The organism is Gemmatimonas sp. (assembly GCF_041689975.1).
Taxonomy (GTDB): domain Bacteria; phylum Gemmatimonadota; class Gemmatimonadetes; order Gemmatimonadales; family Gemmatimonadaceae; genus Gemmatimonas.
This window is the reverse complement of the sequence record NZ_JBDNFF010000172.1, coordinates 1-14,498: the sequence shown is the minus strand read 5'-3', so window position 1 is coordinate 14,498 and position 14,498 is coordinate 1. Positions and strand designations below refer to the sequence as shown.

Annotated in this window: 12 protein-coding genes; 11 read left to right on the top strand and 1 reads right to left on the bottom strand. The window is 66.3% G+C overall.

The window, feature by feature from the left end:
- Window positions 1-335: 335 nt before the first annotated feature.
- The 6 genes from ftsZ (at window position 336) to asnS (ending at window position 9,345) form a co-directional block, all read left to right on the top strand.
- Window positions 336-1,595, top strand: a complete 1,260-nt coding sequence (gene ftsZ / locus ACESNG_RS11055) for a cell division protein FtsZ (protein ID WP_373061538.1) — start codon at window positions 336-338, stop codon at window positions 1,593-1,595.
- Window positions 1,596-1,618: 23 nt separating this feature from the next.
- Window positions 1,619-2,887, top strand: a complete 1,269-nt coding sequence (locus tag ACESNG_RS11050; RefSeq protein WP_373061536.1) for a M23 family metallopeptidase — start codon at window positions 1,619-1,621, stop codon at window positions 2,885-2,887.
- Between the two features lie 71 nt (window positions 2,888-2,958).
- Window positions 2,959-4,854: a hypothetical protein gene (locus ACESNG_RS11045; RefSeq protein ID WP_373061534.1), complete on the top strand. Its 1,896-nt coding sequence runs from the start codon at window positions 2,959-2,961 to the stop codon at window positions 4,852-4,854.
- Window positions 4,855-4,900: 46 nt separating this feature from the next.
- A complete protein-coding gene (ftsY, locus tag ACESNG_RS11040) occupies window positions 4,901-5,830 on the top strand; it encodes a signal recognition particle-docking protein FtsY (protein ID WP_373061532.1) in 930 nt (309 codons plus the stop codon).
- Window positions 5,830-7,959 carry an ATP-dependent DNA helicase RecG gene (gene recG, locus ACESNG_RS11035; protein ID WP_373061542.1) on the top strand — a complete coding sequence of 710 codons (2,130 nt, stop codon included), beginning with the start codon at window positions 5,830-5,832 and terminating at the stop codon, window positions 7,957-7,959. Before ftsY ends, recG begins: the two co-directional genes overlap by 1 nt.
- A gap of 84 nt (window positions 7,960-8,043) precedes the next feature.
- The gene (gene asnS / locus ACESNG_RS11030) at window positions 8,044-9,345 is read left to right on the top strand and encodes an asparagine--tRNA ligase (RefSeq protein WP_373068978.1); all 1,302 of its coding nucleotides are present in this window, start codon (window positions 8,044-8,046) and stop codon (window positions 9,343-9,345) included.
- Between the two features lie 77 nt (window positions 9,346-9,422).
- On the opposite strand, the gene mazG is transcribed toward asnS, so the two are convergent.
- Window positions 9,423-10,220: a nucleoside triphosphate pyrophosphohydrolase gene (gene mazG, locus ACESNG_RS11025; protein WP_373061528.1), complete on the bottom strand. Its 798-nt coding sequence runs from the start codon at window positions 10,218-10,220 to the stop codon at window positions 9,423-9,425.
- Between the two features lie 183 nt (window positions 10,221-10,403).
- On the opposite strand from mazG, the gene ACESNG_RS11020 reads away from it, so the two are divergent.
- The 5 genes from ACESNG_RS11020 to ACESNG_RS11000 all read left to right on the top strand — a co-directional run.
- Window positions 10,404-10,685: a hypothetical protein gene (locus ACESNG_RS11020; protein WP_373061526.1), complete on the top strand. Its 282-nt coding sequence runs from the start codon at window positions 10,404-10,406 to the stop codon at window positions 10,683-10,685.
- Between the two features lie 41 nt (window positions 10,686-10,726).
- Window positions 10,727-11,854, top strand: a complete 1,128-nt coding sequence (gene alr, locus ACESNG_RS11015) for an alanine racemase (RefSeq protein ID WP_373061524.1) — start codon at window positions 10,727-10,729, stop codon at window positions 11,852-11,854.
- Complete coding sequence (locus ACESNG_RS11010) at window positions 11,851-13,035, top strand: phosphopentomutase (protein ID WP_373061522.1); 1,185 nt, start codon at window positions 11,851-11,853, stop codon at window positions 13,033-13,035. The genes alr and ACESNG_RS11010 overlap by 4 nt, the downstream gene beginning before the upstream one ends.
- A complete protein-coding gene (gene cdd / locus ACESNG_RS11005; RefSeq protein ID WP_373061520.1) occupies window positions 13,032-13,430 on the top strand; it encodes a cytidine deaminase in 399 nt (132 codons plus the stop codon). The genes ACESNG_RS11010 and cdd overlap by 4 nt, the downstream gene beginning before the upstream one ends.
- Window positions 13,423-14,498: hypothetical protein (locus ACESNG_RS11000; protein ID WP_373068976.1), on the top strand; the 1,076-nt coding region annotated here is incomplete at its 3' end. The genes cdd and ACESNG_RS11000, both read left to right, overlap by 8 nt.

Sequence of the window (14,498 nt, the reverse complement as noted above, 5' to 3'; positions counted from 1 at the left end):
CACCCCAACCCCGTACTCCCTACTCTCTCGTGAATGTCACAAGCCGTTCAGTGCAACTGCAATGTGGATAAAACGTGCCGCCTTTCCCGATGTCCGAAGTCGTGACGAATCCGTCCAACATCAACGGATTTCACGGCTTGCGCTGCACTCTCGAATGTGTATTCTAGGGAAGCTTTCGCACCCTGCGGCATGTTCTTCCACATCCCTGAGAGTCCGTGCGCGGACCGCCGACGTTGGCGGAGCTCGCTGCAAAGGATTCGTGGTGACCCAGCCTGCTGCCGGGTTGCTGTGCGACCCACCCTGAGCCCGCCAAGCCCCGTATGGAGCTCCCCCGCATGACCTTCGAGTTCGAAGAAAGCACCGCCCAGAATGCCCGCATGAAGGTCGTGGGCGTGGGCGGCGGCGGCGGCAATGCCGTCAACCGCATGATCGAGGAACACCTCGAGGGCGTCGAATTCATTTCGGTGAACACCGACGCGCAGGCGCTCATGAACTCCAAGGCCGACGTCAAGATTCAGATCGGCAAGAAGCTCACGCGTGGACTCGGCGCCGGCGCACGCCCGGAAATCGGGCGTCAGGCCATCGATGAAAACCGCGAAGACACCAAGCGCGTGTTGGGCAATGCCGATCTGGTGTTCGTCACCTGCGGCATGGGCGGCGGTACCGGCACCGGGGCGGCACCGGTGATCTGCGAACTGGCGCGCGAAGCCGGTGCACTCACCGTCGGCATCGTCACGCGTCCGTTCCTGTTCGAAGGACGCAAGCGCATGCGACAGGCGGAAGAGGGCATCGCCGAGATGCGGAAGCACGTGGACACGATGATCATCGTGCCCAACGAGCGACTGCTGGCCGTGGTCGGCAAGGGCATCCCCTTCCACGAGGCCCTCAAGAAGGCCGACGAAGTGCTGCTGCACGCCACGCAAGGCATTTCACTGCTCATCAGCGAGACCGGCCTCGTGAACGTCGACTTCGCCGACGTGCGTACCGTCATGCAGAACGGGGGCTCGGCGCTCATGGGCACCGGTATCGGTCGCGGGGAAAATCGCGCCATGGAAGCCGCCCAGCAGGCGATCGCGTCGCCGCTGCTCGATAACGTGTCCATTTCCGGCGCCACCGGCGTGCTGGTCAACATCACCGGCGGCGAAGACCTCACCCTCGGCGAAGTCACGCAGATCAACGATATCGTGCACGACGCGGTGGGTGACAACGCCGAGATCATCTTCGGCGCCGTGCATGAGCCCGCCATGATGAACGAGATCCGGGTTACGGTCATTGCGACCGGTTTTGATCGACAGATGCAGGGAGCTGCTGGAAACGGGCTCGTCCGTAATGTGCCGCACGGCACACCAGCCCCTTCCGCTGGGAATCCGTCGGCTGCATCATTTCCGGTAACGGCTGCCGCAAAGCCAAATCCATCGGTGCTTCCGTTCCCCACGCGGGACCGGCCCGCCATGAGACCTACGGCAGCCGCCGCTCGTCCTGCTTGGGAAGGCGCGCCACCACGGCCGCCTCGCGTGCCACCGATTTCCTCGTCGCCCGGCACTGAGCTCGACGACATGGAAATCCCGACGTTCATACGGAGACAGATGGATTGACCAGCACGCGCGCACGGCTCCTGATGGCTACCCTCTGTGCTGGTGTCGGAGCCGCCGCTATTGCGTTGGGACGTCCGATCCCCGAGCGCCCCGCAGCGACAGTACTCGCTGCGGGGTCTCGTGTTTCTGTCGCCTCCAAGTGGCGCATACGCGTCGATACGATCAAGCGGGGGGAGCCGCTTGTCGCCGTGCTGGAACGCGCAGGCGTCCCGCGGGGCGAAGCGGCCCGCGTGCTGCTCGAGTCCCAGGCCATCGACGCCCGAAAGATCCGCGCCGGCACCACGATCACCTCCAAGGTCAGCCCGGACTCCGGCGCCTCCGAGGTCGTGCTGCAACTCGCGATCGACCGGCTTGTCCGCTTTACGCGCTCGGCCACGGCCGGCTCGCGGTCCGGATGGTTGGAGAAGGAAGAGAAGCTGCCATGGACCACGGACACCGTCGTCGTGGGTGGTGTCGTTTCGTCCACGCTCACCGGCGCTATTGCCCAGGGAGCCGACGCCTTCCCCGCCAACGTGCGCAACGAAGTCGCCTACGCCCTCGCCGACATTCTCGAGTACCGCGTCGACCTGAGCCGCGATCTACGTGCGGGCGACACGATCAAAGTGCTCATGGAACGTCAGCGCGCCTCCAACGGGGCCGTGCGCCCAGGTGAAGTGATCGCGGCGCGACTCACCGTCGGTGGTCGTCGCGTGGAGACCATGCGCTTCGCGCAGGGTGCCAAAGCGTCGTACTTCGATGGCGAGGGCAAATCCATGCGCGCCGCATTCCTGCGCGCACCGCTCGCGTTCCGACGGATCTCCAGCGTATTCGGCCTGCGTCGCCATCCCATCCTCGGCACCGTCCGCGCGCATCAGGGCATGGACTACGCGGCCGCCCGCGGCACGCCGGTCCGCGCACTGGGCGACGGGGTTGTGATCTTTGCCGGATGGAAAGGCGGGTACGGTCGGGTGCTGGAAATCCGGCATCGCAACGGCTTCGTGACGCGCTACGGCCATCTCAATGGCTTCGCGGCGGGCATCCGTCGCGGTACGACGGTCTCGATTGCACGCACGGTGGCCTACGTCGGCACCACGGGCCTCTCCACCGCACCGCATCTGCATTTCGAAGTGCTGGTGAACGGAAAGCATCGTGATCCTCGTGAGGCGCTGCGTAACGTCACCGGTGAGCCGCTCGCCACCGGGCAGCGTACCAGCTTCGAGAATCTCAAGGCGCGACTGTTCTCCCGTCTCGATGGCCCGCGCGCCACGAACGCGGCGGCCGCTCCGGTCGCGACGCGCATCGCCGGCGAGTGAACTGATCGGCATCCTTCCGCGTAAAGGGCAAAGAGGCTTCGGCTTCTTTGCCCTTTGCCCTTTCTCCGATCGTGCCGATCAATGACGTTACTGTCGTGATTCGCTGGATACTTGCCCTCACGCTCGGCGTTGCCGTGGCCTGGCTCGCCTACGGGCGTGTCGGGGCGCTCGCGCGTTCCCGTGCGATCCCGCTTGGCGCGTTGCGCGCCCTGGCCGTGACGCTGGTCGCGGCCATCCTGTTCGGTGCGCCGTCGGCGCCGCCTCGACCCGCCACGCCGCTGGTGGCTATCGACGTGTCGGCTTCGTCACGCCGCGCCGTTGGTGACGAAAACTCTGCCGTGAAGGCGTGGCGCGAACGCCTGGCCAAGGCGGCCGCGCGCGACGCGCCCGGTGCCGACGCGTTCGTGATCATCGGCGATTCGATACGCGACATCAGCGTGGCGGAAATCACGTCCCTGCGCTCCGACGACCAGGCCTCGCGCGTGCGCGTCGCCGTGGATCGGGCGGCGTCGCTGGGGCGTCCGCTGGTGCTGCTCACCGACGGTGAAGTGGATGACGCCGAGTCGCTGGCGGAGGCGCCGATGGGTTCCATCGTGCGCGTGCTGAGCAATGCGCCACGCACCGACGGAGCGATCGCCGACATGGCGGTGCCCACCAGTGCCACGGCCGGCGATACCATTGCTGTCGCGGCCACGATCGTGGCCGGCGCGACGGCCACACCGGACGCACAGCTGCGCGTACTCGTGGACGGCATCGCGCCCGTGCAACTCTCCGTGCCGGCGCTCGCGCCGCTGACCTCGACCCGCGTGACCGCCACCATTGCGCTGCCGCGCGGTGCCCGTTCCGCCATCGTGCGGTCGGTGCTGCTCGTGCCAGGCGACGCGGAGCCGCGCAATGATACGCTGTCCAGTACGATCGATATCGGCGACCGACCGTCGGCGGTGTTCGTATCGACCGCACCAGACCTCGATGTGCGCGAAGCACTCGTGGTCCTGCGCGGCGCCCTGAACGTGCCGACACGGGCCTTCCTGCGCGTCGCACCGGGCGTGTGGCGCGTGGAAGGGTCGCTCGCGCCGATCAGCGAAGCCGACGTGAAGACGCAGGCCGGTGCCGCGGGCATGCTCATCGTGCACGGTGATACAGCGTGGCGCCCGCGCATGGCCGCACGAAGCGCGACCGGCGCGAAGGCGTTGTGGATTCCCGCGCCGCCCACGGCGCTGGCGCGGGCGGGGGAAGTGGCGCGGACGCCGGAGTGGTACGCGTCGGGCGTGCCGATCTCTCCGCTGGCGGCGGCGCTGGCGGGCTTGCCGCTCGATTCCTTGCCGCCACTGACCTTGGCCGGTCCGGCGCGCGGGGCGATGCCGGTGCTGACCGCGCAGTTGGGCAAGCGCGGCGAGGCGGTGGCGGCCATTGCCGCCCGTACCGAGAACGGCGTACGCACTATCGTGGTCTCCGGGTCGGGCTATGCCGGCTGGGCACTGCGCGGCGGGCGCTCCGCGGAGGCCTTTGGTGCCCTCTGGGGCGCGATTTTCGACTGGCTGGCCGCCGGACGCGGAGACGTGCGCGCGGCCCGTCCGATTGCGTCGCTCATGCGCGCTGGTGATCCGGTCGCGTGGCGACGTGGTGGCGCCGACTCGATCGTCGCTGTGCGGCTCAGCCGCCGCGGTGGCACTGCCGGCACCGATTCGCTCACGCTGCGGTTTAGCGGCGCGAGCTTCGAAACCACCTCGCCCGCGTTGGCCGCAGGGGTGTACGATGTGCAGGCCGAGGGTGGGGCGAGCGTGCTGGTGGTGAACGCGTCGCGCGAGTGGGTGCCGCGTGCGCCCACGGTGCGCGACGGTGTGCTCTCCCGCGGCGCCCTGGCGTCTGATGCCCCGCGACTGGCCGACGCCGGTTGGCCCTTCGTACTCGCGCTCCTGCTGCTCTGCGGCGAATGGATCGGACGCCGCGCTGGCGGCTATCGCTGATCGTCGCCACTCGGTCGACTCTTCGTTTCTCCTCGCCTGGTCAAGAATGGCTCGCCTGTTTCGCCGAAAAGATGAAGCTCCCAAGCGCTCGCTCTGGCAGCGCTTCAAGGACATTGCGCTCACCGATGTCACGGTGCTCTTCAAGGGCGTCGATGATGGGTCACTCGAATCTCTCGAAACGCTCCTCATCGAATCTGATTTCGGCGTGACCACAGCGTTGGCACTGGTGGCTGATGTCGAGCTCCGCGCCAAGCGCGGTGAAGTCAAAACCGAGGCGGAATTCCGCGGTGCATTGGCCAAGGGCATCGAGGCGTCGCTGCGAAAGGGTCACGCCGATCCTGCGTTGCTTCGTGCCACAAGCGGCCCCACCGTGCTCCTCGTGATCGGCGTGAACGGGGCGGGGAAGACCACGTTCATCGGCAAGTTGTCCGCGCAGTTGAAGAAGGACGGCAAGAAGGTGCTGCTTGGCGCCGCCGACACGTTCCGCGCCGGTGCGATCGACCAGCTGCGCGTCTGGGCGGAGCGCGCCGGCGTCGACTTCGTGGGTGGCGCGCCGGGATCGGATCCCGCGTCAGTGGCCTTCGACGCCGTCGATGCCGGAATTACGCGCGGCGCTGACATCGTCATCGTGGACACTGCGGGCCGACTGCACACGAGTGACGATCTGATGACGGAGTTGCGCAAGATTCATCGCGTGATCATGAAGCGACTTCCCACCGCACCACATGAAGTGCTGCTCGTCCTCGATGGCACCATCGGCCAGAACGCGCTCTCGCAAGCGCGCACGTTTTCGGACGCGGTTCCGGTTACCGGCATCGTGGTCACGAAGCTCGATGGCACCGCCAAGGGCGGCATCGTGGTGGCGGTGCACGAGGCGCTCAACGTGCCCATCAAGTTCGTCGGACTCGGCGAGCAGATTGGCGACCTCGAGCCGTTCGATGCGGGCGATTACGCCAAGGAGTTGGTGGAGACGTGATGGCGTTCGGCGGTGACCGGGACCCGCAGGAGAGGAAGCGACGTCCGCCTGCGCGTCCGGCTCCGCGGCTCACCCTCGACACGCCGGTCACGTATCTCAAAGGTGTCGGGCCCGCCCGCGCTGAAAAGCTGGCGCGACTGGGAATCACGATGGCCGGCGACCTGCTGCGCCACGTGCCGCACCGCTACGAAGACGCCAGCACGGTCACCCGCATCGCGCAGGCAGTGGTCGGTGCCGACATCACGGTGTTGGGGCAGGTGATCGCCAAGGGCGTGCTGCCCACTCGAAAAGGGCTGCGGGTGTTTCAGGCCGTCGTGCAGGACGCGAGCGGCATGATCGAAGTGGCGTGGCCCGGACAACCATTTCTCGATCGCACGATCAACAAGGGCGACTGGCTGCTCTGTACGGGACAGGTCCGCTTTTTTCACGGTCGCCGGCTCCAGCCGCGCGAATTCGTGAATCTGGGACCGGAGGAAGAAGGCACGAACGAAGGCCGCGTGCTGGCCGTGTACAACAGCACCGAAGGACTGAGCGTGCGGTTGCTCCGCGCGATGGTGCAGCAGCATCTCGATCAGCTGTTGCCGTTGGTGCAGGAGACCCTGCCGCGCGACATCCTCACGCAGGCCGATGTACCGCCCCTGCCGGAAGCGCTGCGACTGGTGCACCGCCCGTCGTCGGTGGCCGAAGCTCTGCGTGGACGTGCGCGGTTGGCGTTCGAGGAGTTGCTCTGCGTGCAGCTGCTGCACCGGAAGGCGAACCAGATGGCGCGCGAAGCACGTGGCGGTATCGCATTCGTGAATCGGCGCGATCTCACCACCAAGCTCCGCGCCGCGCTGCCGTACACGCTCACCGGTGCCCAGGTGCGGGCCATTCGCGAGATCGTGGCCGACATGGAGAGCCCACGGCGCATGCATCGCCTGCTGCAGGGCGACGTGGGCGCCGGGAAAACCGTGGTCGCGGTGTTCTCCGCGTTGCTGGCGATGGAGAACGGCGCGCAGGTCGCGCTCATGGCGCCCACCGAATTGCTGGCCGAGCAGCACGCCCGCAGCATCGGCGCGCTGCTGGCCCCGCTCGGGATCATCCCGGTGCTGCTCACCGGTCGTCTGGGCGCCAAAGATCGTCGCGCGGCACTCACGCGTTTAACCTCACGCGAGCCCGTGTTGGCGATCGGTACGCACGCGTTGATTCAGGATGATGTCGCCTTCGCGAATCTCGGACTGGCGATCATCGATGAGCAGCATCGCTTCGGCGTGGAGCAGCGCGCCGCGCTCGGGCTCAAGGGCAAGGCCCCCGATGTCCTGCTCATGAGTGCGACGCCGATTCCGCGTTCGCTGGCCCTCACGTTGTACGGCGATCTCGATGTGAGTGTGCTGGACGAGCGGCCCCCCGGGCGACAGCCGATCACCACGGTGGTGCGACCGGAATCGGGGCGCGCCAAGGTGTTCGAGTTTGCCAACACGCAGCTCGACGTCGGTCGTCAGGTGTACGTGGTGTACCCGCTCATCGAGACCTCCGAGAAGATGGAGCTCAAAGCGGCCACGGCGATGTTCGAGGAGCTGGTGAACGGGCCCTTGGCGACACGTCGAGTGGCCTTGCTGCACGGGCGGCTGCCGGCTGATGACCGCGACGCGGTCATGCGCGCCTTCCGCGACGGCGAGGTGGACGCGCTGGTCGCCACCACGGTCATCGAGGTCGGCATCGACGTCGCCAACGCCACGGTCATGATCATCGAGCATCCTGAGCGCTTCGGGCTCTCGCAGATGCATCAGCTGCGCGGCCGGGTCGGGCGCGGCGCGGAGCAATCGTACTGCGTGTTGCTGGGCGATGTGGGTGCCGAGGCGGCCGAGCGTCTGGGGTTGTTCGCCGGCACGGACGACGGCTTCGAGATCGCCCGAGCCGACTTGCAGCTACGCGGAATGGGTGACCTGTTCGGCGCCAGGCAACACGGGCTGCCGGCGTTCAAAATTGCCGATCCTCTTCGCGACGAAGCACTGAACGAGACCGCGCGGATCGTGGCCGAACGCGTGCTGAAGGACGACCCTGAGCTCACGGCCCCGTCGCATCAGGGGCTGCGACATGTGCTGACGGTTGGCTATGCGCGCGCCCTGGAGCTGTTCCGCGTCGGCTAGCCGACCCCGCGCCGATCCGGGCAACGCTTGGAGCGCGAGCGGGCTTCGGTGTAGCTTCACGGCTCTCCTCCAACTCGCCGCCCGATGAACCAATCCAGCACTCGCATCGCCGACCTGAAGCACCATGTCGGCGCCGTCGTCACCGTTCGCGCCTGGGTCACCCACCTGCGCTCCAAGGGCAAGGTCGCCTTCGTCGTGGCCCGTGACGGCACGGGCATTCTGCAGGCGGTGCTGGTGAAGTCCGAAGTTCCCGAGGCGTCGTGGAACGCGTTCGCCGAGCTGACGCAGGAAGCGTCGGTGGCGCTGACCGGTGAGGTGCGCGCCGATGGACGGGCGCCGGGCGGATTCGAAATGGGCGTGCAGACGCTCGAGGTGATCGGGACGAGCCCGAACGACTACCCGATCCAGCCGAAGGAGCACGGTATCGACTTTCTGCTCGACAACCGCGCGTTCTGGCTGCGCAGTCAGCGCCAGGTCGCGATCATGCGGGTGCGGCATGAGCTCGAACACGCGGTGCACGATTTCTTCTACGCGCGTGATTTTACTCGGTGTGACACGCCGATTCTGACGGCGGCGATCGGCGAGCGCGCGGGGTTGTTCAGCACCGACTACTTCGACGAAGGCACGGCCTATCTCGCGCAGACGGGGCAGCTGTACGGCGAGGCACTCGCCGCCGCCATGGGGCGCATTTACACCTTCGGTCCCACGTTCCGCGCCGAGAAGTCGAAGACGCGCCGCCACCTCACCGAGTTCTGGATGATCGAACCGGAGATGGCGTGGTACGATCAGGACGACAACATGGATCTGCAGGAAGACTTCGTGCGCTACCTCGTGGAGCGTGTGCTGGAGCGTCGACCGGAAGAACTCAAGGTGCTCGAGCGCGACACGAGTAAACTCGATTGCGTCTCGCAGCCGTTCGTGCGTCTCGACTACAGCGACGCGGTCAAGCTCGCGCAGGGCAAGGGCAGTAGCATCGTGTGGGGCGACGACTTGGGCGCGCCCGATGAAGCGCTGATCGTCGATGAGTATCAGCGCCCGGTCTTCGTCGTGAACTATCCGAAGGAAGCGAAAGCGTTTTATATGAAGGAGAACCCGCTCGACACGCGCACCGTGCGCTGCGCCGACCTGCTGGCGCCCGAAGGGCGCGGCGAGATCATCGGCGGATCACAGCGCGAAGACGATTACGACAAGATCCTCGCGCGGCTCACGCACGAAGGCCTGCCCGTCGAGGCCTACGGCTGGTATCTCGACCTCCGCAAGTACGGCACGTTCACGCACTCCGGCTTCGGCCTCGGCCTCGAACGCACGGTAGCGTGGATCTGCGGCGTCGAGCACATCCGCGAAGTCATCGCGTTCCCGAGAATGATGGGAAGAATTTCACCGTAGGAAACAGTGAGCTTCGAGTTTTGAGTCAAAGTTTGGAGTCGCGAGTCAACCCAAAACTCCAAACTTTGACTCACCACTCAAGACCCACGTGAGTCCTGCAGTTCACGCTCCGATCTCTTCACCACGTCCCAGTACCGATCCTGCTCCTCCAACGAGAGCGCCGTGAGCACGACACCATCGGCAGTCGCCAACGCTTCCATCGCGGCGTAGCGCCGAACGAATTTTGCGTTCGTCCGATCAAGCGCCAGCGCACCGTGCACGCCGGTTTTGCGCGCCAGGTTCACGACCGCGAACAGCAGGTCGCCCAACTCGGCCTCGAACAAGTCCTGATCGGCCACGGTGCCCTCGGGGCTTACGTGAGCGGCCAGCTCCTCGATCTCCTCGCGCACCTTCTCCAGCGGGCCCAGTGCATTGGGCCAGTCGAAGCCCACCCCGGCGGCGCGGTCCTGTAACCGGTGCGCGCGATGCAGCGAGGGCAGCCCTGACGGCAGACCGTCCTCCAGCGTGCTGCGTTTGGCCTTCTCGGCCTTCATCGACTCCCAGCTACGCTTGATGCCGTCGCCGTACAGGTGCGGATGCCGCGCGTGCATCTTCGCGACCAGTGCACCGGCCACGTCCTGCATCGTGAAGGCCCCGCGCTCCTCGGCCACCACCGAGTGAAAGAGCACCTGCAGCAACAGATCGCCGAGTTCGTCGCGTAGCGTGGCGTCGTCGCCCTGCGCAATGGCTTCGTCGACTTCATGCGCCTCCTCGATCAGATACGGGCGCAGCGATTGGTGCGTCTGCACGCGGTCCCAATCGCAGCGTGCCCGAAGATCGCGCATGAGCGCCAGCGCGTCGTCGAGCGATCGAGGAGGAATCGGTGATGATGACATGAGCTCGGTTTAGAGTGTTGCATGGCGCGGAGGGTGTGCGCTTCGCGTCATGACAAGTCGATGACGTTTGCAATCTAAGCGCGGTATCCACTGCGTTTTTCGGCGAGATTGAGCTGCATCATCGCGCCGGGCATTCTGAGACGGACGGCGCGTTGTCACGACCCTGTAGCATGGAGACGGGGAATGAAGCCCGGAGTGCGCTGTCTACCGATCATGCTGGCGATGTGCGCGCTGAACGCGGCGTCGGTACAGGCGCAGACCACGCCGCTGAGCGGGAGTCAGCTGGAAGATGCTGTCGAGGCCGCAACCTCGGTCGGTCTGGCACGCGAGCTGCGCCCCACGCCCATCGCTCACGCGCGTGGAAACGCCGGGCAGTTTGCGGGCTACTCCGTCGAGGTCGTGGTCTCCAAAGATCAGGCCGGTCGCTGGAAGAACACCAAGGCGACGACGTTTATCGCCGGCTGATCCGCTGTTGGTTTACGCCGTGCGCCCCTTAGCATTGTGGGATGAATCTCCCCAGCCGCGCTTGGCTCGACGTCGATTTCGACGCGGTCCGCCACAACGTGCGTCAGCTACGCGCGCGGGCCGGCGTGCCGCTGATTGTCATGGTCAAGGCGAACGCCTACGGCATCGGCGCCGTCGCGGTCAGTCGCGCCCTGGGTATCCCCTTCGATCGAACGCCGCCGGCCGCTGATGCCCCGTGGGGCCTCGGCATCGCGTCCCTCGACGAGGCCGCCGAACTGCGCGACGCCGGCTGCCGAGGTCGCATTCTGTGCTTCACGCCGTTCCTGCCGTCGGAGCTGGCGCAGGCATACGCGCTGGGGGTCCGTCCCGCGTTGCATCGTCCAATCGACATCCGCGCCTGGGCTGCCGCAGGGCAGGGCGGTGAGCTTCGGCCTTATCATCTGTCGATCGACACCGGCATGGCCCGCGCCGGCGTGCGATGGGACCAGGTCGGCCAGTTGCGCGACTCACTGCGCGCGCATCCGCCGGAGGGCGTGTTCACGCACTTCCACTCGGCCGACGAGAACGTCGACTCCCGCGACGAGCAGGAGGCACGCTTCGTGGACGCCATGCTCGACCTCGGTGACGCGCTACCGTCGGCTGTGCTGCGGCACAGCGACAATAGTGCCGGTATCGCGAGTCGCACGCGCCTCTCCCCTGGCTCGCTGGCCCGTCCAGGTATCGCCGTGTACGGCGGCATGTTCAGCGACCTGCTCGGCCTGAAGCAGGTAGTGCACCTGCGTGCCCGCGTGATCGATCTCCGCGACGTCGCGCTCGGCGAGACGGTGAGCTACGGCGCGACCTGGACAGCTGCGCGGCCAACGCGCATCGCCACCGTCTCGGCGGGCTACGCCGACGGATATCGCCGGCAACTGTCCAATCGCGGCGAGGTCCTGATCGGTGGGGTACGTTGCCCGGTTGCGGGTCGTGTCACCATGGACATGATCATGGTGGACGTGACCGATGTGCCGTGTGCCGTCGGAGACGTCGCCACGCTCATCGGCACCGACGGCGCGGACACGCTCAGCACCGAGCAGGTGGCCGAGAAGGCCGAGCTGTCGCCGTACGAACTTCTCGTTGGCCTCGCACTGCGCGTGCCGTCCCGTCCACTCTCATCGAGCCCGCCATGACCACGAGTCTAGCCAGGCGCCGCGCGTTGATCCTGGTGCTGGACGGCGTGGGATGTGGCGAGGCGCCCGATACGGCGGCCTACGGGGACGCCGGGAGCGATACGATCGGCAACGTGGCGCGGGCGGTCGGTGGGCTCGACCTGCCCAACCTGGCGCGTCTGGGACTCGGGCATATCGCGCCGATTCTGGGGGTCGAACCGGTGGTGCATCCCATCGGCGGCTGGGGCACGCTCACGCCCCGCTCGTTGGGCAAGGATTCGACCACGGGGCACTGGGAGTTGGCCGGATTGCATCTCGCCGAGCCGTTCCCGACCTACCCGCAGGGATTTCCCCGCAGTGTGATCGAAGCGTTCGCGCGGGCAACGGGTCGTCCCGTGATTGCCAATTGCGTGGCGAGTGGGACGGCGGTGATTGCGGACTTCGCTGAGCAGGCGAGGGAAACCGGTGCGTGGATTGTGTATACCTCGGCCGACTCGGTCTTGCAGATCGCCGCCCATGAGGACTGGATCCCGCTCAGTGAATTGTATCGGGCCTGTGAGATTGCCCGCGAGCAATTGGTGGCGCCGCATGACGTGTCCCGAGTGATCGCCCGGCCGTTCGTGGGAACTTCGGGAGCCTGGAAGCGTACCGCCAACCGGCGCGACTACTCACTTCAGCCTCCCGGCGTCACGCTTCTCGACGTGCTGGCTGAGGCGGGAGTTCCGCGGGCCGGGGTGGGGAAGGTGGATGACCTGTTCGCTGGTCGCGGCATCACCTCCCGGCACACGGTCGACAACGCAGAAGGGATCTCGGCGATCCTCGAATGGCTGAATTCAACGCCTCGTGGGTTCTGCTTTGCCAATCTGGTAGATTTCGATCAGTTGTTCGGGCATCGAAACGATGTCCGTGGCTTTCAGGGGGCGCTCGAAGCGTTCGATCGCGCCCTGCCCAGCCTGCTGGCTGTACTTCGGGAGGACGACCTGCTCTTCATTACCGCCGATCACGGCAACGATCCGACAACGCCTTCAACCGACCACGCTCGCGAGTGCGTGCCATTGTTGGTAGCTGGCGCACGGGTGCGAGGTGGGAGCGTGGGCGCGCGGGATACGTTCTCCGATGTTGGCGCCACCGTGGCCGAGTGGTTCGGCCTGTCGTGGCGAGGTCACGGCACGTCATTTCTGCCGGGCCTTCTGCACGCATGAGCATCGCCCATCTGCGCACCGCGGCGGACGCAGCGCGCGCCAATGCGTGGTGCCCGTATTCGCACTACCCCGTCGGGGCTGCGTTGGAAACCGACACCGGCCGCGTATACGTCGGCTGTAACGTGGAGAATGCGTCGTACCCGGCCGGTACCTGTGCCGAGCGCGTCGCGCTCGGCTCGGCGATTGCCGACGGCGCGCGTCGTTTTGTACGCATGGTGATCACGTCGGCGGCGGCTGCACCGACGCCACCGTGTGGCATCTGTCGACAGGCGTTGGTGGAGTTCGCTCCATCGCTCGAAATCTTCGCTGTGACGCCCGATGGGCTCACGGCGCGCTGGTCGCTGGCGGAACTGTTGCCCGCGCCATTCACGCCTGCTTCGCTCGAGAATGACTGAGCGCGTTCGATTTACCTCGTGGCCGCGTTTTCGCGGCCCTCTCCTGCTCTGCGGACTCGTACTCGCGGCCCTCACGGCTGCGGCGTGCACAGAGTCCCTCGATGGTGGCGCTGCTTGCCCGTCGCTGTGCCCGTCGACGGCGGAGTCCTTCCGCGACACCATTGTCGATGCGGTCGTCCTTGATAGTTCGCTGGCCGGCTATCCGGCGCTCGGGCTGTCGCCGCTCATCCTGATCGCCAATCGTCCCGACACGGTCGTCACCAGCGCCATTATCCGCTTTGATGTGCTGCCGACCGTCTTCAGTGCGAACAGGGGTGCCACGGTCGACTCCATTACGGCCGTGGACTCGGTGTTTTTACGATTCCCCCTCGACAGCACCGGTCGCCGTGGCATCAGGCCCGTAACGCTTGAAGTGTACGACGTCGACACCACAGCATCCGACTCGGTCACGTCGGTCGTGCGGTCGCTGTTCCGGCCCGATCGTCGCATCGGCTCGTTGGTGTTCACGCCGTCCGCGATCGGCGACTCGATCCGGATTCCGTTCTCGAAAACGGTGATGGCTGCCAAGATCGCCGCGAAGGGCCGCCTGAGGCTGGGCGTTCGTATCCGTGGTGGATCGGGTCAGCTTCGCGCGGTGGCCTTCGTGGTCGGCTCCGGCGCGCCCTCGGTCGTTTTCGATCCGAGCACCGACACGACGTACGCGCCGCAGCAGATCTCGCCCAGCACGATCCTACCCAACTCCACGGCGGACGTCGAGTTGGCGTACGCGGTGTACATGATCAGCGACATCGCATCGCCGCCGCCAGGCGAGAACACCTTGGTAGTCGGTGGCTTCCCGGCGTATCGATCGTACCTGCGATTCAACGTGCCGTCGCGTATCACCGACTCCAGTACCATCGTGCGCGCCGAGGTGCTTCTCACGCAGCAAGCGTCCACGTTCGGCAATGCGGCGGATTCGGTCGGTCTGTTTGCACTCATACCGACCACGACGAGTCTCGTGACGGACCTGCGCCGCATCCTCGATCTCGCGGCCGCTGGTTCGTTCGCCGGCGTCGACTCCACGCTGCT

Excerpts from the sequence above, each read along its gene's own strand:
- ftsZ (WP_373061538.1), top strand. The coding sequence starts at position 336 with ATGACCTTCGAGTTCGAAGAAAGCACCGCCCAGAATGCCCGCATGAAG.
- ACESNG_RS11050 (WP_373061536.1), top strand. The coding sequence starts at position 1,619 with ATGGCTACCCTCTGTGCTGGTGTCGGAGCCGCCGCTATTGCGTTGGGA.
- ftsY (WP_373061532.1), top strand. The coding sequence starts at position 4,901 with ATGGCTCGCCTGTTTCGCCGAAAAGATGAAGCTCCCAAGCGCTCGCTC.
- recG (WP_373061542.1), top strand. The coding sequence starts at position 5,830 with ATGGCGTTCGGCGGTGACCGGGACCCGCAGGAGAGGAAGCGACGTCCG.
- asnS (WP_373068978.1), top strand. The coding sequence starts at position 8,044 with ATGAACCAATCCAGCACTCGCATCGCCGACCTGAAGCACCATGTCGGC.
- mazG (WP_373061528.1), bottom strand. The coding sequence starts at position 10,220 with ATGTCATCATCACCGATTCCTCCTCGATCGCTCGACGACGCGCTGGCG.
- ACESNG_RS11020 (WP_373061526.1), top strand. The coding sequence starts at position 10,404 with ATGAAGCCCGGAGTGCGCTGTCTACCGATCATGCTGGCGATGTGCGCG.
- alr (WP_373061524.1), top strand. The coding sequence starts at position 10,727 with ATGAATCTCCCCAGCCGCGCTTGGCTCGACGTCGATTTCGACGCGGTC.
- ACESNG_RS11010 (WP_373061522.1), top strand. The coding sequence starts at position 11,851 with ATGACCACGAGTCTAGCCAGGCGCCGCGCGTTGATCCTGGTGCTGGAC.
- cdd (WP_373061520.1), top strand. The coding sequence starts at position 13,032 with ATGAGCATCGCCCATCTGCGCACCGCGGCGGACGCAGCGCGCGCCAAT.